This is a genomic window from Vagococcus changpingensis (assembly GCF_058211775.1).
This window is the reverse complement of sequence record NZ_JBYVZB010000001.1, coordinates 133,524-156,127: the sequence shown is the minus strand read 5'-3', so window position 1 is coordinate 156,127 and position 22,604 is coordinate 133,524. Positions and strand designations below refer to the sequence as shown.

The 22,604-nt window shown below is 33.9% G+C and carries 25 protein-coding genes; 3 read left to right on the top strand and 22 right to left on the bottom strand.

The window, feature by feature from the left end:
• Positions 1 to 5: 5 nt before the first annotated feature.
• The 6 genes from AC37UB_RS00850 to AC37UB_RS00825 all read right to left on the bottom strand — a co-directional run bounded on the left by AC37UB_RS00850 (position 6) and on the right by AC37UB_RS00825 (position 6,454).
• A complete protein-coding gene (locus tag AC37UB_RS00850; protein WP_071456997.1) occupies positions 6 to 644 on the bottom strand; it encodes a nitroreductase family protein in 639 nt (212 codons plus the stop codon).
• A gap of 77 nt (positions 645 to 721) precedes the next feature.
• Positions 722 to 1,165, bottom strand: a complete 444-nt coding sequence (locus tag AC37UB_RS00845; RefSeq protein ID WP_117972154.1) for an alcohol dehydrogenase catalytic domain-containing protein — start codon at positions 1,163 to 1,165, stop codon at positions 722 to 724.
• Between the two features lie 86 nt (positions 1,166 to 1,251).
• The gene (locus tag AC37UB_RS00840) at positions 1,252 to 1,659 is read right to left on the bottom strand and encodes a MarR family winged helix-turn-helix transcriptional regulator (RefSeq protein ID WP_117972153.1); all 408 of its coding nucleotides are present in this window, start codon (positions 1,657 to 1,659) and stop codon (positions 1,252 to 1,254) included.
• 252 nt (positions 1,660 to 1,911) lie between these two features.
• A complete protein-coding gene (gene tnpA / locus AC37UB_RS00835) occupies positions 1,912 to 2,346 on the bottom strand; it encodes an IS200/IS605 family transposase (protein WP_242094411.1) in 435 nt (144 codons plus the stop codon).
• 258 nt (positions 2,347 to 2,604) lie between these two features.
• A complete protein-coding gene (alaS, locus tag AC37UB_RS00830; protein WP_490685162.1) occupies positions 2,605 to 5,250 on the bottom strand; it encodes an alanine--tRNA ligase in 2,646 nt (881 codons plus the stop codon).
• A gap of 283 nt (positions 5,251 to 5,533) precedes the next feature.
• Positions 5,534 to 6,454, bottom strand: a complete 921-nt coding sequence (locus AC37UB_RS00825; protein WP_490685161.1) for an alpha/beta hydrolase — start codon at positions 6,452 to 6,454, stop codon at positions 5,534 to 5,536.
• Between the two features lie 68 nt (positions 6,455 to 6,522).
• Between AC37UB_RS00825 and AC37UB_RS00820 the strand changes: the two genes are divergently transcribed.
• Positions 6,523 to 6,957: a GNAT family N-acetyltransferase gene (locus AC37UB_RS00820; RefSeq protein WP_117972149.1), complete on the top strand. Its 435-nt coding sequence runs from the start codon at positions 6,523 to 6,525 to the stop codon at positions 6,955 to 6,957.
• A gap of 55 nt (positions 6,958 to 7,012) precedes the next feature.
• Here AC37UB_RS00820 and AC37UB_RS00815 read toward each other — a convergent pair whose 3' ends face one another.
• The 5 genes from AC37UB_RS00815 to AC37UB_RS00795 form a co-directional block, all read right to left on the bottom strand.
• Positions 7,013 to 7,396: a Cna B-type domain-containing protein gene (locus tag AC37UB_RS00815; protein ID WP_158559336.1), complete on the bottom strand. Its 384-nt coding sequence runs from the start codon at positions 7,394 to 7,396 to the stop codon at positions 7,013 to 7,015.
• Between the two features lie 141 nt (positions 7,397 to 7,537).
• A complete protein-coding gene (locus AC37UB_RS00810) occupies positions 7,538 to 7,996 on the bottom strand; it encodes a hypothetical protein (RefSeq protein WP_117972147.1) in 459 nt (152 codons plus the stop codon).
• A gap of 115 nt (positions 7,997 to 8,111) precedes the next feature.
• Positions 8,112 to 8,471: a thioesterase family protein gene (locus AC37UB_RS00805; RefSeq protein WP_117972146.1), complete on the bottom strand. Its 360-nt coding sequence runs from the start codon at positions 8,469 to 8,471 to the stop codon at positions 8,112 to 8,114.
• A complete protein-coding gene (locus AC37UB_RS00800; protein WP_490685370.1) occupies positions 8,472 to 9,677 on the bottom strand; it encodes a CCA tRNA nucleotidyltransferase in 1,206 nt (401 codons plus the stop codon). It abuts the gene before it with no gap.
• Between the two features lie 13 nt (positions 9,678 to 9,690).
• The gene (locus tag AC37UB_RS00795; protein ID WP_117972144.1) at positions 9,691 to 10,038 is read right to left on the bottom strand and encodes a nucleotide pyrophosphohydrolase; all 348 of its coding nucleotides are present in this window, start codon (positions 10,036 to 10,038) and stop codon (positions 9,691 to 9,693) included.
• Between the two features lie 128 nt (positions 10,039 to 10,166).
• Here AC37UB_RS00795 and AC37UB_RS00790 point away from each other — a divergent pair, with 128 nt between their 5' ends.
• Positions 10,167 to 11,054 carry a YitT family protein gene (locus tag AC37UB_RS00790; RefSeq protein WP_117972143.1) on the top strand — a complete coding sequence of 296 codons (888 nt, stop codon included), beginning with the start codon at positions 10,167 to 10,169 and terminating at the stop codon, positions 11,052 to 11,054.
• 6 nt (positions 11,055 to 11,060) lie between these two features.
• Here the strand turns inward: AC37UB_RS00790 and AC37UB_RS00785 are convergent, their stop codons facing one another.
• From AC37UB_RS00785 to AC37UB_RS00740, 10 genes are all read right to left on the bottom strand, one after another.
• Positions 11,061 to 11,606, bottom strand: a complete 546-nt coding sequence (locus AC37UB_RS00785; RefSeq protein WP_117972142.1) for a YpiB family protein — start codon at positions 11,604 to 11,606, stop codon at positions 11,061 to 11,063.
• A gap of 8 nt (positions 11,607 to 11,614) precedes the next feature.
• Entirely contained in the window at positions 11,615 to 12,859 is a 1,245-nt protein-coding gene (locus AC37UB_RS00780; RefSeq protein ID WP_490685160.1) for a tetratricopeptide repeat protein, read from the bottom strand.
• Positions 12,860 to 12,885: 26 nt separating this feature from the next.
• On the bottom strand, positions 12,886 to 13,128 hold the full coding sequence (locus AC37UB_RS00775) for a GlsB/YeaQ/YmgE family stress response membrane protein (protein ID WP_117972759.1): 243 nt from the start codon (positions 13,126 to 13,128) through the stop codon (positions 12,886 to 12,888).
• A 123-nt stretch (positions 13,129 to 13,251) separates the two neighbouring features.
• Entirely contained in the window at positions 13,252 to 13,527 is a 276-nt protein-coding gene (locus tag AC37UB_RS00770) for a non-specific DNA-binding protein Hbs (protein ID WP_071457044.1), read from the bottom strand.
• Between the two features lie 228 nt (positions 13,528 to 13,755).
• On the bottom strand, positions 13,756 to 15,066 hold the full coding sequence (gene der, locus AC37UB_RS00765; RefSeq protein WP_117972140.1) for a ribosome biogenesis GTPase Der: 1,311 nt from the start codon (positions 15,064 to 15,066) through the stop codon (positions 13,756 to 13,758).
• A 122-nt stretch (positions 15,067 to 15,188) separates the two neighbouring features.
• Positions 15,189 to 16,358, bottom strand: a complete 1,170-nt coding sequence (rpsA, locus tag AC37UB_RS00760; protein WP_117972139.1) for a 30S ribosomal protein S1 — start codon at positions 16,356 to 16,358, stop codon at positions 15,189 to 15,191.
• A gap of 84 nt (positions 16,359 to 16,442) precedes the next feature.
• Positions 16,443 to 17,132 carry a (d)CMP kinase gene (cmk, locus tag AC37UB_RS00755; RefSeq protein ID WP_117972138.1) on the bottom strand — a complete coding sequence of 230 codons (690 nt, stop codon included), beginning with the start codon at positions 17,130 to 17,132 and terminating at the stop codon, positions 16,443 to 16,445.
• A 64-nt stretch (positions 17,133 to 17,196) separates the two neighbouring features.
• Positions 17,197 to 17,856, bottom strand: coding sequence for a LysM peptidoglycan-binding domain-containing protein (locus AC37UB_RS00750; RefSeq protein ID WP_241698914.1), 660 nt, complete (start codon positions 17,854 to 17,856; stop codon positions 17,197 to 17,199).
• 60 nt (positions 17,857 to 17,916) lie between these two features.
• Positions 17,917 to 19,353 carry a RecQ family ATP-dependent DNA helicase gene (locus AC37UB_RS00745; RefSeq protein ID WP_490685159.1) on the bottom strand — a complete coding sequence of 479 codons (1,437 nt, stop codon included), beginning with the start codon at positions 19,351 to 19,353 and terminating at the stop codon, positions 17,917 to 17,919.
• Positions 19,353 to 20,351, bottom strand: coding sequence for a YpbB family protein (locus AC37UB_RS00740; protein WP_490685158.1), 999 nt, complete (start codon positions 20,349 to 20,351; stop codon positions 19,353 to 19,355). The genes AC37UB_RS00745 and AC37UB_RS00740 overlap by 1 nt, the downstream gene beginning before the upstream one ends.
• A gap of 75 nt (positions 20,352 to 20,426) precedes the next feature.
• Between AC37UB_RS00740 and AC37UB_RS00735 the strand changes: the two genes are divergently transcribed.
• On the top strand, positions 20,427 to 20,633 hold the full coding sequence (locus AC37UB_RS00735) for a ferredoxin (protein ID WP_117972134.1): 207 nt from the start codon (positions 20,427 to 20,429) through the stop codon (positions 20,631 to 20,633).
• A gap of 37 nt (positions 20,634 to 20,670) precedes the next feature.
• Here the strand turns inward: AC37UB_RS00735 and AC37UB_RS00730 are convergent, their stop codons facing one another.
• Positions 20,671 to 22,533 (bottom strand): acyltransferase family protein, encoded by a 1,863-nt coding sequence (locus AC37UB_RS00730; RefSeq protein WP_490685157.1) that lies wholly within the window; start codon positions 22,531 to 22,533, stop codon positions 20,671 to 20,673.
• Between the last annotated feature and the right edge of the window lie 71 nt (positions 22,534 to 22,604).

Here is a 22,604-nt window from a genome sequence, read left to right as displayed (position 1 = left end):
TCCTCTCATTTAAATTCAGTGATTTTTTCAGCAGCCAATCGAACAGAAGTATATCCAGCTTCTTTCTCTTTTCCGATAGATAAAATCATTACTGGTACATATCTCTCTTTATCTAACCCAAAAGCTTCTGCTAACTGGTCAGACTCGAATCCTCCAATTGGATTCGTTTCATATCCATGTGCCCGAGCAATGAGCATGAATTGCATCGCAACTAAACTTGAATCAATTTTTACTACATCATTCATTTGTTCTTTAGTAAAATTTTTGTAATATGGAATAATTGCAGCCAATTGTTGGTCTCTTACTTCAGCTGGCATTTTACCTTCTTCAACTGCTTGGTTGTAAATATCTTCCCCTAATTCATAGCATTGCATGTCACCAAAAATCAAAACCATTGCTGAGGAAGTATCATTTTGCTTTGTATTAAAACGAATTAATGGTTTTAGTTTAGATTTTTGTTCATCACTCTCAACAACGACAAAACGCCAAGGTTGCATATTCACTGATGATGGTGCAGTCGTTGCTTCTTGAATCATTTCAAGCATTTCTTCATGAGATATTTTTACTGTTTCATCATATCCACGAACAGACTTTCTTCCAAATATAATTTCTGAAAAATCATTGTTTACCAAATTTTTTGACATATTCTTTCCTCTTCCATTTCATATTTACAATTTTTAAAAACCAATTTATGCTATTACGCTTTTTATGAGTCTTCATTCTACTCATTTCTCTCTTTATTCGTAAAATCAACTACAATTTTCCTTTTCACACGTCCGCTGCTTATTTCTTTCATAGCAGTATTAATCTCTGAAATAGGGTAAATCTTTTGAATTGAAATAATCAATTTTTCCGATTCAACAAAAGAACGATTTTTTGATGCTTTTGCTATATCATTTTCACCAACAACAACGTATTCTTGGAAAGCCCCTGTCATCGGTGTTCTTCCGTATACAGAATCACCTACTCTAAATTGTGTAATTTTTGAATCCACAGCTTCTATATCGCCTGAAAAATCATGCCCCAGTGTCAAGCGCATTGAATAACGCAAAACAAATTTTGCATCACCATTGCGAATTCTGTAATCAACTGGATTCAAACTTGCTGAATGAACTTTGATTATTATACTATTCTTAGACAGTACAGGTTTTTGTATTTCATTCAAAAAAAGTTATTCTTGCTTTCCGTATTGCTTTATTTGATACGCAAACATCTGTCCTCTCCTTCATTCGCCAATCTAATTTCCTATATTTATTTCACTAATTTTGTTAATAAATTTAGTAGAGTATTTTCTTCTTCCTCATTCAATGGCGACATCATCGTTTTATTTGGATGACTAAATTCTCTTTCACAATGTTCCAGTTCTTTTGTTGCCTTCTCTGTAATTCTAACAACAACTTCTCGATTATTATTTTTGTTTCTTTCACGTATAACATAATTTTTTTCTTCTAAAATCTTTAAATGTCTAGTGACCGCAGCACTATCTATTTTCAACTCATTTTGCAAATTTGTTTGCGAACACTGTCCATTCTCTTTCAGAAACAACATTAATTCATAACGTGTAATACTAAATCCTGTTTCTTTTTCAAATTTAGTAGTCATTTCTTGATTGGCAAGTTTAAGTTGATATAATAGTTTGCTAAATTTTCTTAAATTCATCTATTACTCCTTTCATGTGTGATTAATCAATAGTTGACCAGTCAAATGTAACTCATTTTTAATACTTTGAAAAGTAGTTTGCTTAAATTAACTCTAAAATTTATTCATTATTATCAAATCAAAACCTCCAGTGTGAACTGGAGGTTTGTTCTTCGGCTGAAAGCCTCTTTTCCCGGCCTAAGCCTAAAAGGCTTACCGAAGGGTTTCCCCTCGTGCACCACGTTTACTCGCTAATCCTAAAAAGATTAGCTATTATTTCTTTTTATTTTTTTCTCCAGTAAATGGATCACATTCTTCAAATAATGTAAGCTGATCTGCTACATAATCTTCTTGAATTTGATTTCTTATGTATTCTTCAATTTGCCTTTTATTTCTTCCAACCGTATCTACATAATAACCTCGACACCAAAATTTTCTGTTTCCATCACGATATTTTAGCTCTGCATGTCTATCAAAAATCATTAAACTACTTTTTCCTTTTAAATAACCTATAAAACCAAAAACACTAAGTTTAGGTGGAATGCTTACTAACATATGTATGTAATCCTTACAGGCATTAGCTTCTATGATTTCAACACTTTTATTATATTCTCCATAAATTATTTGGCGTCTATACTTTTGTGCAAAAACTATGTGATACTTACATTTCCATGTTGTGTGTGATAAACTTTGAGTGTCCTTTTTCATAAGGAACCTCCTTGTGATTTGATAGTTTGTGGTCGGGAAAACAAGCCTATCTTATCATTTTAAGAGGATTTTTTAATGCCGCGCTGGAAGCTTTTTAGAACCACCCGCATAGCAGGTGGTTTTCAATACATATAAAAAAGATGATAAATCTGAGATTACCCTCAAATTCATCATCTTATAGATTTAACTCATCAGTCCTATTTGACAAAGAGCCGAAAAAACTGGTTGTCACGTCAAAAATAACAACCAGTTAAATAATTATTTATGTTCTTTAATCCATGATTCTACTGAATCAATTGCTGATTGTAACCCTTCTGGATTTTTACCACCCGCTTGAGCCATGTCAGGACGACCACCACCGCCACCGCCAACAAGTGGCGCGATTGCTTTGATTAAATCACCTGATTTTAATCCTTGATCATTCATCTCTTTTGTCATACTGACAAGTAAGTTAACTTTCTCGCCTTGTACTAATCCTAAGACTAAAATATCAGATAGTGATTTTTGTTTCCATTGGTCAGCTAATTGACGTAATTGGTTCATGTCTTTGACAGCGACTTTTGACGCAATATAAGTCACGCCATCTACTTCTTTGATGTCCTTAAACACATCTTCTGCTTCAGCGTTAGCTAATTTTGCACTTAATTGTTCTACTTCTTTTTGTGCTTGTTTTAATTGTTCTTGTAATTGTTCCACACGTTGAACAGTATCTTTTAGTTGAGGTGCTTTAACACATTTAGCTACTTGACGGAGTAATCCTTCTTCTTCTCTAAAGGTTTCATAGGCTTCTTTACTTGTCACAGCTTCGATACGTCGAACACCTGCACCAATTCCTGATTCAGAAACAATTTTGAAAACCCCAATATCAGAAGTGTTGCTTACATGAACCCCACCACATAATTCGATAGAGTAACCATCAACATTTACCACACGAACATTTTTACCATATTTTTCACCGAATAGTGCCATCGCGCCCATCTCTTTTGCTGAATCAATATCTGTTTCAACTGTGACAACTGGTAAGTGTGCCCAAATTTTTTCGTTCACGATTTCTTCCATTTGTTTTAACTCGTCAGGAGTCACTTGTTCAAAATGAGTAAAGTCAAAACGTAAATAACCTGGTGCAACAAGTGACCCTGCTTGATTAGCATGCTCTCCCAATACATCTTTTAACGCACGATGTAATAAGTGAGTCGCTGTATGATTTTTTGTGATGCGTTGACGTAATTCTTTATCAATCACTAATTGATATGTGTCGTCTGTTTTTAATTCACCAAACACTTCCACTTGATGTAATGATTGGCCATTTGGTGCTTTTTTAACGTTTACCACATTGGCAACCAAATCACCTGCTGCATTATAAATTGACCCTTTATCAGCCACTTGTCCACCCATCTCAGCATAGAAAGGTGTTTGACCAAAAATTAATTGCGCATTACCTTCAGTTGTCGCCTCTTTAATCTCATCATCTTGGATAATCACCATTAATTTAGCATCCACTGTGTCTTCCGTATAGCCCACAAATTCACTCACTACTTTAATATCAGTTAATAGAGAAGATTGAACAGACATTGACTCTTCTTTCGAACGAGCCGCACGAGCACGATCTCTTTGAGCCGTCATTTCGACTTCAAATCCTTCGTGATCCACACTTAATCCTTCGTCTTGAGCCATCTCTTCGGTCAATTCTACTGGGAAGCCATAGGTATCATATAATTTAAAGATATCTTTACCGGATAAAACAGTTTGATTAGCTGCTTTCATGTCTTTGATTAAGTCGCTGATAATGGATAAACCATCATTAATTGTTTCGTGGAATCTTTCTTCCTCTGTTTTGATGACTTTTTGAATAAAGTCTTGTTTTTCGACAATTTCTGGGTAATAACTTTCCATAATTTGTCCAACAACAGGCACTAAATCAACTAAAAAGGCTTTATCAATTCCTAGTTTTTTACCATGCATCACCGCACGACGAATCAATCGACGTAAGACATAACCACGCCCTTCATTTGATGGCAACGCCCCATCGCCAATTGCAAATGATACCGCACGAATATGATCAGCAATGACTTTGAAAGACGTATCTGTTGCGCTATCTTTACCATATTCTTTGCCATCAGACATTTTTTGAGTTGCTTCAATGATTGGAATAAATAAATCTGTTTCAAAGTTTGTTTTAGCATCTTGGAAAATAGACACCATACGTTCTAATCCCATCCCCGTATCAATGTTTTTATGTGGCAATGGTAAATACTCATTGTTTTCAGTATGATTAAATTCTGAGAATACTAAGTTCCAAATTTCTAAATAGCGTTCATTTTCGCCACCTGGGTAATTTTCTGGGTCATCTTCTGCCACATCATTGTATTCTTGTCCTCTATCAAAAAATATTTCAGAGTTTGGACCACATGGACCAGCCCCAATATCCCAGAAGTTTTCTTCTAATTTAACAATAGACTCTTTTGGTAAGCCGACTTCTTCATGCCAAATACGAAATGCTTCTTCATCATCAGGATGAACCGTCACATATAATTTATCTTTATCCAAACCAAACCATTTTTCACCTGTTAATAATTCCCAAGCCCAATGGATCGCTTCGTTTTTAAAGTAGTCTCCTACTGAGAAGTTTCCTAACATTTCAAACATCGTATGATGACGCGCTGTTTTCCCAACATTTTCAATATCATTAGTACGAATACTTTTTTGAGCGTTAGTAATTCTTGGATTTTCAGGTACAACAGACCCATCAAAATATTTTTTTAATGTCGCCACACCAGAGTTAATCCATAACAAGGTTGGATCATCAATTGGGACAAGAGAGGCACTTGGTTCAATTTTATGCCCTTTTGTTTCAAAAAAATCTAAAAATAATTGTCTAACCTGACTACTTGATAATTGTTTCATTCATATTCCTCCTAAAAATAATAAAAAAGCACCCATGCAGTCAAGGACGTTTACCGCGGTACCACCTTGATTGCAATGATGCTTTGACAGTCATTACCTCTTTTACTTTCTTAACGCGAAAACACGTGATAGGTTACTATCAAAGTCATAAGGGAGCATTTTTAAATTAGTTGCACTCTCTCACCAAACAAGCGCTCTCTGATTCATTTAATCATTTAAAAATATGTCCTTAAGTTGCATATAAATTATAATGAAAAAACCTCTACCTGTCAATGCGTCTTACCTATTTTGGCAGATACTTCGCTAAAAAAGTTTCGATTGTTTTTTTGTATTCTTCCGGGTGTTTTTTTAACGAATCTGCATGTTTTGCTCCTTCGAAAATAACTAATTCTTTCGGTCCTTTTGTGGCATTATATACCTCATAAACCATTTCTTTGGGAACAAAATCATCTTGATCTCCATGGATAAATAACATTGGTAATCTATTTTTTTCTAATTGTTTGACAGCACTCGCTTCACTAAATGAATACCCAGCACGAAGTTTCGTGTAACCAGAAGCTAGTGGAATCATTGGAAAAGATGGCAGATGAAACATATCGTTTAACTGAAAAGCCAATTCATTGTTTACTGAATCATACCCACAATCTTCAATGATGACCTTCACTTGCTCTGGTAACTTCTCACCACTTGTCATCATGACAGTTGCTGCTCCCATGCTTAAACCATACAGAACAATGTCAACCTGTTCACCATATTCTTTTATCACTGTGTTAATCCACTTCACATAATCGTTTCGATCTAACCAGCCAAATCCCACATATTTTCCTTCACTCTTCCCATGAGCACGATTATCTGGCACCAATACATCAAACCCATCATCATAAAACAGTTGAGCATATTGCCCCATAAGATCACTTTTCCCCATATAGCCATGTGCTACAATCGCAACTTTTTTACTTGGTGTATCATGTGTGACTTTTTTAGCGACTAACTTTAATCCATCATCACTGTTTATTGTCCATTCACTTAAATGATTTGCTGAAAACTGCCAATCTTTGTCAATTTTTTCTTGTTTTACGTCATTAATAAAATCTTTTTTCCCTGCTACAACTGCATAGTTAAATAAATAATTAACTCCTGTACCTAACCCTATAATAATTACAATAACTAGAATCACTAGTCCATAAATTAATACCTTTTTCATACTTACCTCCAACATTCAGATAGTAGTATGATACACTGAAACTATCTATTTGAAAAGGAGAGAATCATATGATTCAAATTGTCTTTAATAACGCCCCTTGGAACAAAGCTGCTGCATTTTATTTAAGAACACTGGTCTTCGTCCAGGAACAAGGCATATCCTTAAAATCTGAATTTGATGACCTCGATATCGATAGCACCTTTTATCTAGTCATCTATCATGATAAAAGTCCTGTTGGAACGATTAGATACCAACAAGATGACGAGACTACTTTACGTCCAGATAGGTTATGTGTCCACAAAATGATGCGTAAACAAGGACTTGGTAGGCGACTCATTTTAGAGCTAGAACAAATTGGTAAAAAACAACACTGTACGCTGTCTCGGGTTCATGGTGAAAAGCAAGCCATTGGTTTTTATCAAAAATTAGGTTACCAAGTGGTCTCTGATGAATTCATCGAAGATGGTATTATCTGTGTGTTACTAGAAAAAGAACTCAACTAAACACCCCTTCAGTTACTAAATAGCTGAGGACGTCGTATTATTCTTTTACTCTATGTTACTTCACATACCAGATAACTATCGCACTAATCATAAGGATAACTAATTCACTTATAAATAGTAGAATATCATTCTTTTCACCAGTGTTTGGTAGACTATTATGGGACTTATTATTTAAAGTATTGGTAATAATGATGTGACCAATATTCGTGTCATTCACACTTTTTGTATAACCTGGTACTTTCCTTATTTCTTTCACTGTATAATCAATTGTTTTTCCATTTTCTTTTTTGACGAATTTGTTCCATGTACATGTCCAACGATTGCCCTCATTCAATTCAACAGCTTCATCACTTTTCTTACCATCTGCATAGAGTTGAACTTTAATGCTCGTTGGGCGTGTATTGTGTTTATCTTGATTATCTTTCCAATATTTTGTCACACTAATATCAATATAATAAAGGTATTTGCGTGTTTTTTAATTATTTTTGCATGCATTTTTTTAGAGTTCCTTGTGAATTTAAAAACATAAAAAAGAGTTATGTCAAAGTGACATAACTCTTTAACTAAACATAATTTAATTTTATAAAAATTCTCCATAAACCTCATCAACTGATTTTTTTTCATCAATAACAATATATAAATGACCATTTTTAGATATTTTTGTTGTTTGATGAACATTATCTAATCCTTCTTGACCAGGTGTCTCTTTATCTTTATATGGGAAGTAAATTAAATCACTTGTTCCATCATCAAAAACAATATCCATTTTTTCAATATCTTGATATTTTGTCGCACGTTCAAACATACCTGACTCTAATCCACCTAAGTTAATGTCATCTGTTTGGACATGATCTGCTTCACTTAAAATCTCAATTTTAAACCCTTCACATGGTCTAATTTTTTGAAAATCACTTCCATTGATACGTCCATAACTTGTTGATACTTTACTAATCCATAAATCGCCAATGCATTCACGGTCTATTGTCCATGTTTCACCATTTCTGAAATAAAATTTAAAACCTGTCATTGTTTTTGCCATAAATGATCTCCTCTTTCCAATTAGAAACTTATCATCTTTCTTACACATTTATTGTAACATGATTAATAAAAAAAATAAACAACTTTATTAATCTTTTCACAAATTATATCTATTACTATTTAATACGTTCCATAAATGTCATGGTATTTACTTTAACACGAGTATGCTTTCCTGTAGCTATCAATCTATCTTGGTCATATGCTTTATAAGTAAAATGAAAAGATTTTTCATCAGATTCTTTCAATGTCGCAATGATTTTAATTAATGCCCCTGTTATGGAAGGTCGCATATGATTAATGTCAATTGAAGAGCCCACAGAGGTATATCCTGTTTCTAAATCTTTTTCAATAGCATTCATGCAAACATTCTCAACCATTGCAATAAGACCAGGGGTGCCTAATACATTCAATGTTCCTGATCCTAATTCTTTTGCTGTGTATCGTTTTGTGACTTCAAATATCATGTCATAATCCATCTAATCCACCACCATTTCGTTGATATTTTTTAATAACGTGGCTTTATCATTTTCCCAATGGCCATTCAACACTTGTTTTTCACTAAATGATAAAACATTTCCTAACCAAGGTCCTGGCTTTTTATTAGTAAATGATAAAATATCACGACCTGAAATACTCAAATCAGTCATTGATTTAATAGGTAATTGATCATATGTTTCTAAATACAATGTTTCATCATTTGACAAGCTAAAGAAGGCTCTTGCTTGTTCAACTAAAGAAATAACTTCTACCCCTGCATCATATAAAGATTGAGCATCCCAGTCTTTTTCCAAACGATGATTATAATACGTGACTACTTGACTAACCACGTTAGATAAGTGTTTTGATGCTTTCCATTTTGTAAAAAATGATTTAATCTTTGTCTCTTTTAATGCAATTAATAGGCAACTCCAAGCTAATTCTTCACTTGTTAACAACATCGTAGGGTTAACATCTGAAAAACTCATCAACTCATCTTTTTTATTCGATAATTCTGGGCAACATTTATAACAATTTGTTTCAACGAAAGGACGTAATCCTTTTTTCCGATGGGACCCCATTAACAATTTAACCCATTCAATATAAATGCGTTCAATGGCAATTTTTTCGAGTAATAAATGATTTTTGGCTATCGCCTCTTCTGTTTTCACTTCAATATTAAAATCTAATTGACTAGCAAATCTCAAGGCGCGCATCATTCGAAGAGCATCTTCACTAAACCGTTCATCAGGATTCCCGACTGCTTTAATCTCTTTTTCATGAATGGATTCGATGCCTTCAAATAAATCGACAATCTCTCCATCAAGTGTCATAGCTAAGGCATTCATGGTGAAATCACGTCGTTTTAAATCTTCTTCAAGAGTTCTAACAAACGTCACCTTATCGGGTCGTCGATAATCCTGATAGGTTGACTCCGTACGAAATGTGGTAATTTCATATTGATCTTGATGATATAAAACAAGGACTGTACCATGTTCAATACCAACATCAATTGTTCGTGGAAATATCTCTTTAATTTCTTCTGGAAACGCACTTGTTGCAATATCAACATCATGAATGGTCTGATGTAGAATCATATCTCTGACACTTCCACCAACAAAATAAGCTTCATAGCCATGACGATTGATTTCTTTTATGACTGGTAACGCTTGTTTAAATTCGATTGGTAACTCATTTATTTTCATTTTTATCAACTTTCTACTTCATACTTTTTCCCTCATCCACTCGTTCAAAGCGATGACTATCTCTAGCATAAAACTTTTTCATGTTATCTTCAAATACTTTTGTTAAATCAATGTCTAAAGAATTCGCCATGATTAACAGAACAATGAAAACATCGCCTAATTCTTCTTCTACTGTTTTTGGCTTCTCAGTTAATTTTTTTGGTTTTTCTCCGTAGTAATGATTAATCTCTCTAGCTAATTCTCCCATTTCTTCGGTTAATCTTGCCATTTGAGCAAGAGGGGAAAAATAGCCTGTTTTAAATTGTTGGATGTAATCATCCACTTCTTTTTGCATTTGAGTTAACTTCTCTATTTTTTCCATGACAAACTCCTTTTAAAAATATTCCAAAATACACCTAGTTTTTATTATCTGTTGCCCTTGTTGCCCTCCTTAGACAATAATGATAAGATGAAACTAAATGATGTAAATATGGTTTTTGGGGGCAAACTATGCGTATAAACAGGCAATTTTTTATTAATTGTATCATGATTTTTATTGGAGCGAGTATTTTTAGCTTTGGTTTGGTTAATTTTAATATAGCAAACAAGTTAGCTGAAGGCGGGATGACGGGAATTGCATTGATTGTCTATAATCTTTTTCATGTTGACCCTGCACTGACTACCCTTATTTTAAATATTCCGCTTATTTTGGTTGGACTAAAGTTACTCGGATTAGAACCACTTATTTTAACATTAGTCGGTTCCTTATCCTTGTCATTAAACTTGTGGGTTTGGCAAAAAATACCTTTAAACATTTCTGTTGATAACGATATTTTAATTGCCGCACTTCTTGCAGGGATTTGCGGTGGAATTGGTAGTGGAATCGTGTATAAATATGGTGGGACGACTGGTGGAACAGACATTATTGCTCGTATCATCGAGAGACGTTTAGGTATGACGATTGGACGATCGTTGTTTACATTAGATATATGTGTCTTACTGTTGTCTCTAAGCTATTTATCACTTAAAGAAATGATGTACACGCTGATTGCTGTCTTTGTATTCAGCCGAGTGGTGGATTTTGTACAAGATGCGTCCTATGGTGCTAAGGCCGTTTTTATTGTCTCAGACCATGATAGACAAATAGGCGATACCATTATGAAAGAATTAGATCGCGGTGTAACCTATATTAATAGCGAAGGTGGCTTTTCAAAAGAAAGTAGACAAATGGTTTATTGTGTTGCAAGCATTATTGAGATGAGTCGTATCAAAGAAATTTGTTATGAAATTGATCCGCGTGCCTTTATGACTTTTTTCAACATCAATGAAGTCTCAGGAGAAGGCTTTACTTATAAAGAATTGCAAGAGTTACATGAACAAGCAAAAAAACAAAAGTAAGGGAGATTATCCACCACTTTTGTTTTTTCTTTTTTGGTATTCATCTGACCAATAAATAAACTCTTGTTGATTGTTTGAGTCAATCGCATCATTTATTTTGGTTAATAAATATTCCTCTTCTTTTTCGGATTGTTTTTGTTTAAAATCGTTTTCTATACGATGAAACATCTCTGTTGGAATCAAATCAAACGCACTAAGAAACGGATTATCTTCTGTGACTGTTTGATACAATTGATTGAATTCACGATGTTCGAAATAAACTTCGATGTATAAGGTATCTTTATAATTCATTCTAATCTCATGAAATATTTGTTGGGCATCAGTAAAAGGCTGGGTTTCTTTAAATAAAACGAGTCCATCCTGATTTTCCCTTGTAGCGGCTATCACAAGACCTCTAGGCGTTTTATCTGCTTGTTCAACAAACACGACGCGATTAAGTATGGCATCATGATTAAGTAAATAATTTAAAATCCAATAAGCTTCTTTTTCTTTTAGCGTAATAGTTTCCAATAGCCAGGTGATAAAGGCTCGTTTGTCCTCTAAATTAATCATATTCTTCACTACTCTTCCAACATTGTAACAATCATCAAATCATCTGGAACCATTGTCAAATAGGCTTGTAATACCTCTTTTGATTTGTCTAATTGTCCTTCTTCTCGTAAAAAGATACCATAATCTTTTAAGAAATCAGCGTCAATATCCATATATGGATGAGCTAACTCATAATATTTTTTCGCATCTGCATACTCTTCTAAACCATTATAAGCTTGTGCTAAGTACCAATAGGCTTCACCTTGATCTAAAATATCTAATGTCGAAACTAAATGGATGGCTTCTTCATATTCTTCCTCTTTCAATAACAGTTCAGCTAGTTTTAGTTTTGAAATATCACTATCTAATTCCAATGAGATAACTTCTTCTAAATACATTTTTGCCTGGTCTTTTTGATTTAGTTGATAAGATGCTTCTGACGCTAAATGATAGACAGACACATCATAAGGATTAACATGAATTCCTTTTTCAGCTACTTCTAATGCGTCATCATATCGTCCTTCATCAAACAGGATTTGTGCCAATGGGTAATAAACTTGATTAAATTCAGGATTCATCTCGCTAACTTTTGTTAAAAGTTGAATACTGCGTTCATTTTCTCTAATTTGATAGTAACAAAGAGCCAACTGAAACAATCGCTCCACTGTTTCAGATTGTTTAATAGCAGATTCTAAAAAGGTCACTGCTTCTTCATACTCCCCAATTCTTGACAAAGATACTCCTATACGCTCATCTAAATCAATTGGCGACTCAAAGGTTGGGTACGTTTCTTTTATCATCTCATACGTTGTAATAGCATTTTGATAGCTTTCAGTTGAGAAATATAATTCTCCTAGTGCTAAATCAATCAATGGCTCATTTGGCAGTATCGTTTTAGCTTCTTTTAATTTTTGTTCGCTCACTTCAGGAATGTCCATCATTTGATAAATATCGGCTAACGTCAATAAGCTTTGTGCGTATAATTCGCTGCTTGGCTTAATTTGTTCTAACCATTCAAACGCCTCTTCTAGCTTATCTTCTTCAATCGCAATTTCTCCTAAAGATATTTTCAAACTATCTTCATTAGGATAAAGAGTCAACAAATCTTTAAACAACGTGCTCGCTTCTTCAAGAAAGCCTAGTTGATACAAATTATCTGCTAATTGTAATTTTTCTTCTGGTAAATCCTGTGACAAAGCTTCATTAAAATAAACCGTCGCTTGAGCTAAGTCTCCAGATGATAATGCTTCTAACATTTGTTTACTATATGACATATTTTTTCTCCTTCATCTGTGATGTTCTATTTTTTTTGGAAAATAGAAGCAATGGCAACAATAATAATGGCTCCTAAAATAGAAGGAACCAACGCCATACCAGCTAATTGTCCTCCCCAATCATCACCAAACATTTTTTGTCCGATTGCAGAGCCTAATAACCCTGCCACAAGGTTAAATAAGCAACCTTGTGAGTCTTTTTTTCCTGTTATTAATGTTGCAACTGCACCAATAATACTTCCTACGATTAATACTGAAATCCAATGCATCATAATCACCCTCATTCTATTTGTCTAATCCATTCTATCTGATTTCTATGTTTTTTCCTAGAAATTCGTTTAACTTTATAAAAAAAAGCAAGTATCAAAAATTCGATACTTGCTTTAACAGTTTTATTTAACTGCATCTTTTAACGCTTTACCTGGTTTAAATGCAGGTACTTTACTTGCAGCGATTTGAATTTCTTCACCTGTTTGTGGGTTACGTCCTTTACGGGCAGCTCTTTCACGTACTTCGAAGTTTCCGAATCCGATTAATTGAACTTTTTCACCTTCAGATAAAAATTCTTGAATTGAAGTAAATACAGCGTCTACTGATGCTGTCGCATCTTTTTTAGTTAATCCAGTTGCTTCTGCAACTTTTTCGATTAATTCTGCTTTATTTGCCATTATTAATTTCACCTCCTCGAAAAAGATTCGATGTTTTATGTGACATCATGTTTTCTAAATCATGCTTTTGAATCACTCAATAGGCATGAGTAGAAATATTCGATTACAATATTTCTTAAACAAAGATACCATAAGAACATTGATTTAGCAAGGTTAATCAAAGAAATGATTGATATTTTAGCTTTTTTAATTTTTTTTGCAAAAATAAAAATAGTATGTTAAAATAATCTATTTTCTTCGTCTTGTAAGGATTCGAATAGGCGTTCCTTCAAACTCGAAAGCACGTCTTATTTGATTTTCTAAAAATCTTGAGTAAGAGAAATGCATTAATTCTTCTTCATTAACAAACACAACAAAGGTGGGTGGTTTGATGGCAACTTGTGTCGCATAAAATATCTTCAAACGTTTCCCTTTGTCAGTCGGTGTTGGGTTGATTGCCACTGCATCCATAATCACATCATTTAAAATAGATGATGGAATACGTAATGTTTGATTTTGACTCACTGTCTCAATGATTTCAGGTAATTGATGCAAACGTTGTTTTGTCTTAGCTGATACATAGACTATTGGGGCATAATCAAGGTATCTGAATTCAGAGCGAATGTCTTCTTCAAATTCTTTCATCGTATGATTGTCTTTATCTAATGTATCCCATTTATTGACGACAATCACAATACCTTTCCCTGCATCATGAGCAAATCCGGCAATTCGTTTGTCATACTCACGGATTCCTTCTTCTGCGTTCAATACAACTAATACCACATCAGAGCGGTCAATCGCACGCATTGCACGCATCGCACTATATTTTTCCGTATTTTCATAGACTTTACCTTTTTTTCTCATACCAGCAGTATCAATCATGATAAACTCTTGGCCAGTATTTGAGACAAAAGACGTATCAATCGCATCACGTGTCGTTCCAGCAACGTTAGAAACAATTACTCTATCTTCACCTAGCATGGCATTAATAAGAGATGATTTTCCAACATTTGGTCGACCAATCAAACTAAAACGAATAATATCGTCTTCTTCCTCAGCTTCAACTGGTTTAAAATGTTTAATGGCTTCATCTAACACGTCCCCTAAGCCAATACCGTGACTTCCTGAAACAGGGATTGGTTCGCCTAATCCAAGTGAATAGAATTCATAAATATCACTACGCATTTCAGGATTATCTACTTTATTTACTGCTAAAATGACTGGTTTATCACTTTTATATAATATCTTAGCCACATATTCATCCGCATCAGTGACTCCTTCACGACCACTTGTCACTAAAATAATCACATCTGCTTCTTCAATAGCTATTTGAGCTTGGTGTTTAATTTGATCCATAAAAGGCTCATCACTCATCTCGATTCCACCAGTATCAATAATGCTAAATTCACGTCCCAACCATTCAGAATGGGCATAAATTCTATCACGAGTGACACCAGGAACATCTTCCACGATAGAAATTCTCTCTCCAGCCATACGATTGAACAGGGTTGATTTTCCAACGTTTGGACGTCCAACAATCGCTAGTGTAGGGATTGACATAGTCATTCCTCCTTTATCCTTTTACTTTTTTATTCTTATGTAGTTTAACCCGAAGCCACGGTTGGTGCAAGGTAAATGTCAAATAATTCATAAAAAAAGTCAGCTCGTAAGCTGACGTTTTTTTATTTACCTGTTAAATCTTCACCTAACACATCACCTAATGTAAAGCCTGTTGACTCTTCTGGCATAACATAATCGTCTTCTTCTACAACTACTTCGTCTTCTTTTTCTTGTAGGGCTTTAATACTTAGTCCAATACGTCTATTTTCTTCAGACACATCAAGTACTTTCACTTGGACTACGTCACCTTCATTTAATTCTTCATGAGGTGTTGCAATATGTTTGTGTGAGATTTGAGAAATATGAACCAATCCTTCAACGCCTGGTAATACCTCAACGAATGCCCCAAACGTTGTCAATCGTTTCACTGTTCCTTCCAAGACTGAACCAACACTTGCTTTTGATTCAATATCATCCCATGGTCCAGGCAATGTTTCTTTAATTGACAATGACACACGTTCTTTTTCTGGGTCAACGCTTAATACTTTTACGGTCACTTCTTCACCAGAAGTTAAAACATCGGATGGTTTTGACACATGAGCATGTGAAATTTCAGACACATGAACTAATCCGTCCACTCCACCTAAATCAACAAAAGCTCCAAAGTCTGTTAAACGAGCCACTTTACCAGTCACCACGTCACCGGCAACTAATTTACCAAAAACTTCTTCTTTTGCGTTTGCTTTTTCTGCTTCTAATACGGCTCTATGAGAAAGGATTAGACGGTTTTCTGATGGTTCAATTTCAACAATTTTAAACGTTAAGGTTTGACCTTTGTATTCAGAAAAATCTGATACAAAGTGATCAGATACCATTGATGCAGGAACAAATCCTCTCACTCCAACATCTACCACTAACCCACCTTTAACAACATCTGTGACAGGTCCTTCGATTAGTTCACCATCTTTAAATTTATCTTCAATTTCTTGCCATACTTTACGTGCATCTAAGCGACGTTTAGACAATAGATAACTACCATTTTCTTTGTCTTTTCCAATTTCAGAAATAACAACTAAATCCATAATATCACCAATTGAAACAACGTCTGTGACGTTTTCCACTGGAATCGTTGATAATTCTTTTAAAGGAATGACACCTTCAACTCCAGCACCGATAATGCCAACAACAGCTTGCTTATTATCATCAACGGCTAAAATTTCACCTTGTACTAAATCACCAACTCTTACATCTTGAACACTTTCAATTGCATCTAACATTGTTTCATCTGCCATAATATCCTTATCCTCCTAAGCAACACTTACTTGATTTTTACTACTTACTTATATTCTACATAAAATAAAAAGACTTTACTAGTATTATCTATTATTTTGAGATGAAATTACCTTTTTAAGTTCATTTTCTATAACTTTTACAACTTCTTCTATAGATAATCCTGTTGTATCCACTTTTATTGCGTCGTTTGCTTGAACTAAAGGAGACTCTTTCCGATGTGAGTCGTAATAATCCCTATCTTCTATTTCTTTTTGTAGTTCGTCTAGGCTTGTCATAATGCCTTTTGTTCTATTTTCTTTATAGCGACGTTCCGCTCTTTCTTTAACACTTGCAACTAAAAATATTTTTAAATCCGCATCCGGTAATACAACCGTTCCAATATCTCGACCATCCATCACAATATTTTGCGAAGCTGATATATTTTTTTGACGATTAACTAATTCGTGTCTGACTTCTTTAATAGCCGCCACTTCAGACACATGGTTTGTTACGTCTGGCATACGAATCGCATCTGTTACATCCACTCCATTAGCATAAACATGTTGAATGCCTTCAACATAATCAAAAGAAATGTTTAGATGAGATAAAGCATTCATTAATTCGTCAGTGTTTTTTAAATTAATTTTATGTTCTAAAGCATGATACGTCACAACGCGATACATTGCGCCTGTATCACAATAAATATATCCCATTTTTTTGGCTAAAATTTTTGCTACCGTACTTTTTCCAGCAGATGCTGGTCCATCAATTGCCACTTGAATCTGTTTACTCATCGACGTCTTTCCTCTTCCTTTTTACACTAATCAAAAAGCCGCCCTAAGACGACTTAAATGATTATTATTTCACTCTGATTGCTTGCCCTGGTTGGACATTTTCAGCTGTCACACCTGGATTTAATTGATAAAGTTGGTCTAAAGTAATACCAGCTTCTTGAGAAATTTTCCATAATGATCTTGTGCTATCTCCTTGACCATATGACACAGTTCCACCACCAGGGGTTTGAGATGCTGGTTGACCTTGATTTTGTGTATTAGTTTGATCATTTTGATTTTGCTCTGTTTCATTTTGAGTAACTTGACCTCTTGTTGATGGGTCATTTTTAGGTACTTCCACATCACTAAATGTTTCAGAAGTGCTTTCTACAGTAGTAGATGAAGATTCTGTCATTTCAGTACTAGATTTTGCTGACTCGGTTGATTTTGTTTCAGATTCTTTTGTAGTACTACTACTAACAACACTCGTTGAACTAGTTGGTGATGCCGTTTTCCCACTATTTAAGTTTCCACTCATTTGAGAATAAATAATGGCACCAGTAGGAATTAAGACAATCAAAAATAATATCACAATAATACTGACTACAAACCAGGTTCTTTTTTCAGATTTAGAACGTCTATTAGTTCTTGAACCATCATCTTCATATATTTCTTGATCCCAAGATTCTTGCTCGTTTAATTCTTCTTTTTTATCTTCTGTTAAATTATTCTTATCCTTACTCAAAAATACTACCTCCTCAAAATATCTGAAACCATTTTATCATAATTAGCACAATATGTCGCTCTAAAACCTTAAAAAAAACATTTTTTCTAATTTATCTTGTGAATTTATGAATGTTCCTACTTTTTTTTCTTCTGTTCTAAACACATTGATATCAGGTTGTTCATGTTGGCAATTATCACAACAATTCTGCTGTCCATTATCTTGGTATTCACCAAAATAATGTTGTATTAACTCACGCCTACAATGGTTGCTCTGACAATATTCTATCATGTTATAAAGGTTTAATTCATGTTGTCTCTTCTTTCTCATTAAGTTTTCTTTATAAAAAAGCCACCCTTGATGGGTCATGTCAATTTGATTCAACCATTTTTTTTGTCCTTCAGTCATAGCTAACTCAAATAGTTTTCGTTCTTCAACAGATTTATTTTCTAAAAATAATAAATCCTCTTTTTCTTGATATGTTTGCTCCTGCAAGAAAAAATGAATCTGTTCATCACCAGGTTGGTATAAAATTAAAGATAAACTTTGGTGACCGTCTCGACCCGCACGACCTGATTCCTGAACAAAATTTTCTAAGCTATTTGGTAAATGATAATGAATCACAAATCGAATATTCACCTTATTAATTCCCATGCCAAATGCACTCGTTGCACACAATACACGTACCTCGTCATAAATAAATTGCTCCTGAATTCGAATACGATCATCATTAGACAAATCAGCATGGTAGCTTTGTACGGTATAGGGAAGCCTTTGGTTGAGCCATTCAGCCACTCTATCTGCTTCTTTTTTACTAGAAAAATAAATGATTCCCGGTACTTGTTTATCCGCCAAAAAAGACTCTAAGTAAAGGAGTTTATCATCTGTTTCAACTACTTGGTAGTAAATATTTTCACGATTCACCGACTCACAAATCTCGACATACTGATTTTCTTCAAATAATTGCTCACAAATATCTTTTTTCACTTCAGCAGTCGCCGTAGCAGTCAATGCTAAAATCAAAGGATTTCCCAATTGATTTTTAATCGTTTTTAACGCCAAATAACTTGGTCTAAAATCATGACCCCATTGGGAAATACAATGTGCTTCATCAACAACAAGTAAACTGATATGTAATAATTTAAAATACGCGAGTATATCAGGTTGGCTTAAGGATTCTGGACTGATAAAAATAAAACGATAGTGATTGAGATGAGTTAATACATATTTTTTTGACCGTTTTTCTAATAAACTATTTATTGCTATAACTGATTTTTCACCTTGTTTTCTTAAAAGGGATACCTGATCTTCCATTAAAGAAATTAGAGGAGACACAACAATCGTTTGTCCATTATTTTGATAGTAACTTGGAAATTGATAACACAAAGATTTTCCAGCCCCTGTTGGCAAAATAGATAGAGTTGATTGTCCATTTAAGATAGACTCAATAGTTTCTTTTTGTCCCTGATGAAACAGGTCAAATCCAAATCTTTGTTTTAAAAATTTATCTAATGCCACTACTTACCCCCCTTTTTTTCCCACAAATAAAATTGATAAAACTTAAACTCATAAAATGTTAAGGTCGGTATCTTTGAGACGACTTGCGAATACTTCCAACTCTTATAATTGGGGTATTCTTTAAGATAATCTTCTAAGTGTTGACACACTTCTTTTGGTATGTAAGACATGTATTCATCAGACGGCTTACTCATATTTATTTCAATAAAATGATCCATAATAGTGCTTTCCTTCAGACGTCTCATATGTGCCACTTGTTTAATAGTATGCCCTTTTGATAGTAAATAATCCGTTAAATCAACTGTATCTTGCTCTTTTTCTTTTTCTACCATATCAACTAGCGAGTTCATCAATATATAATAATCACAAGAGTCATTTATCTGTATCAACATTTTATGAAGTGCACTTTTATAAAGTAGATACGCATATACTTTATCATAATTTTTTTGTAAAGCTAACTGGGACAGCGTATAACCAACCACCTCATGGCCAACTAATTGTCCTACCAACATATCTTGCTCCTCTTCAGTTAAGTGTTTGATTAATTGCTCCCATTCGCTAAAAAATTCTTTTACTAGCTGATCACTATTATGTTGAAATAACCATTGTTTGACTTGTAACTGGTGTATAGGATCATTATCAATTGGTAAATAATCTGCGTTCTGATAGCTTTTATAAGAAATAACCTGTGACACGAACAATAAACGTTGCCAAAAGACGTCATCATATTTATAAAAATGAAATCCTTTGATAGAAAGTTGAGACAATACGTTATATTTTAATATGTCTTTACCCTGATTCGTTATCTTAACCAATTGACTATCCATTTGCTGTAGATGACCCTTTTGAATCAGCGAATGAATACTTGAATTAAATTGCGACTTAGATAATTTAGGAAACAAACAAAAATAATCTAGTAGAGTGTATAATTTTCCGTAACTCAAAACAGAGGTTGTTTTCTTACCTTTTAAAAGATGGTACAATGTAGAGTAGCGCATCACCTCACCTGATTTAAAACAATATAATATCACATCTTCTATGAACAAAAACTATCACCTCAAAGGAGTTTTTTTATGCTATGTAAAATTATACCAGAAAAATGCATTGCTTGTGGCTTGTGTCAATTAAAAGCACCAGATGTTTTTGATTACTATGACAATGGCATCGTACGATTCAAAGACAGCGATCAATTAGACATTAATTTTAAAGATCCATTACCTGAAGAAATATTATCTGCTTATCAAAAGTGCCCTACTCGTGCTATTGAATTAAAAAAATAAACCTACCAGCTTTCTGAAATGAAAGCTGTAGGTTTTTTTAATTCGGTAATACTTTTAATACTTCTGTTGCTACTAGTTCACTAAAATATTCCCCACCATTTGGAACCAAATGAATACCATCTTCATCAAACCACTCTCTATGACCTTCTGCATAAGATTTCCAATCAATCAAATGGGCATTATCATATTTAGCAGCAGCCTTAGCTAACGTATCATTTACAGATGCTTGCCAAGGTCTATCAACTAAAGTATTGACAAAAAAGACTGGCCTATTACCAATTTGCTGCATCATTTTATCAATATCACTTTCTTTAAAACTACCATTTGTACCTAAAACGACTAATACCACGTCACCAAGCTGTTTATTTTTATTTAACTTTTCAAAAATCTCTTGACTATCAACTAATTGACGACCAACTTCTGCGTCAATATGACTCTTTGGAAAATAAGTTTGTAACTCTGGTGCAGCGCTTAGTAACACAGAATCTCCTACAGCCCCCAGAGAAACTTTAGCAATTTTCTCTTTTTGAACGGAACTAAGACCTGAAGGTGAGTTTGTTTCTGAACTATCAGACGTTTCTGTTGTACTTGTTTGTTCACTACTCGATGTATTGGTCTTTGACGCGGATTTTTTTTCACTCGATTGAGATAATTCTTTGTTATGTTGCTCAACAGCCTGTTTATTTTGCTCTAATTTCCTTTGAAGCGCAACAGCAGAATCCATTTTACCTGATGGCGAAACAGCGACGCCATATACAAAGGTTCCTAAAAATAATACTAGTACCACTAAAACAGGAACATTTTTTTTGAAAAGTGATTCAATTAACCCAATCAACTCTTTCATAGTACCAATCCGTCTTAAACGACCGACTAAACGATACGTTAATTCAGATAACATACCAATGATTACTAACTGAGTCACGCCATGCATGAGAGCATTTGTTCCATCCCATTTTAGTTGATCTGTATACACAACCATAACAGGTAATTGCCATAAATAAATTTCATAACTTCTAGAGCCTATCCAACGAATGATTGGATTAGTTAACGCGTTACTAAATCCTTCTATTTCGACAATTAATCCTAAAACAATCATTGCAATCACACTAAATAACAACATACCACCACGATAAACAAAAGCATTATTATCAGAATAAAGAACAAACGACCCTGTTATTAAAATAAGTCCAGTGATAAAAACTAATAGTTTTTTTCCAAAATGAATTGAGGTTATTCTTTCTTCTTGCGTTCTTAATAAAAAAGCTAAGGATGACCCTAACATGACCGAAAAAAGTCGCGTATCTGTTCCATAATAAATGCGATTAATGGATTCTGGTGTATAAAATGTCATCATCAACACAGCCGATAACCCAGTGATAAATAAAATAAATTGATTTATTTTTTTATAATCTTTTACTTTATACAATAAAATCGCTAAAATAATGGGCCAAAATAGATAAAACTGCCCCTCAATCGATAGAGACCACAAATGTGTAAAAGGTGACTCATTCGAAAAACGATCGAAATAAGAAAAACCATTCGCTATCTGCCAAAAATTATTAACATTAAATAAACTCGAGGCAATAATTGCTTTAAAATTTAATAAGTATTTGCGAGAAATAAATGCAAACACACTTCCTGTTACAATAAAGAGAACAATTAAGGAAGGATAAATTCGCTTGACTCGTCTAACATAAAAATCGCTAAGTTTAATTTTTTGTCTATTTTCCCACTCAAATAGGAGTATGTCTGTCATTAAATAGCCTGAAATGACAAAAAATAAAGGAACTCCTAAAAAACCTCCTGATACCGATTGGGGCATCAAATGGTATAGGATGACCCCGATGACTGCGATTGCCCTTAAGCCATCAATCCCTTTGATATATTTTCTTTTGCGCATGTTCATACTCCTCTATAAAAAAACGATATATAACATATATTAAATTAAGTTTACAAATATTTCAAACATAT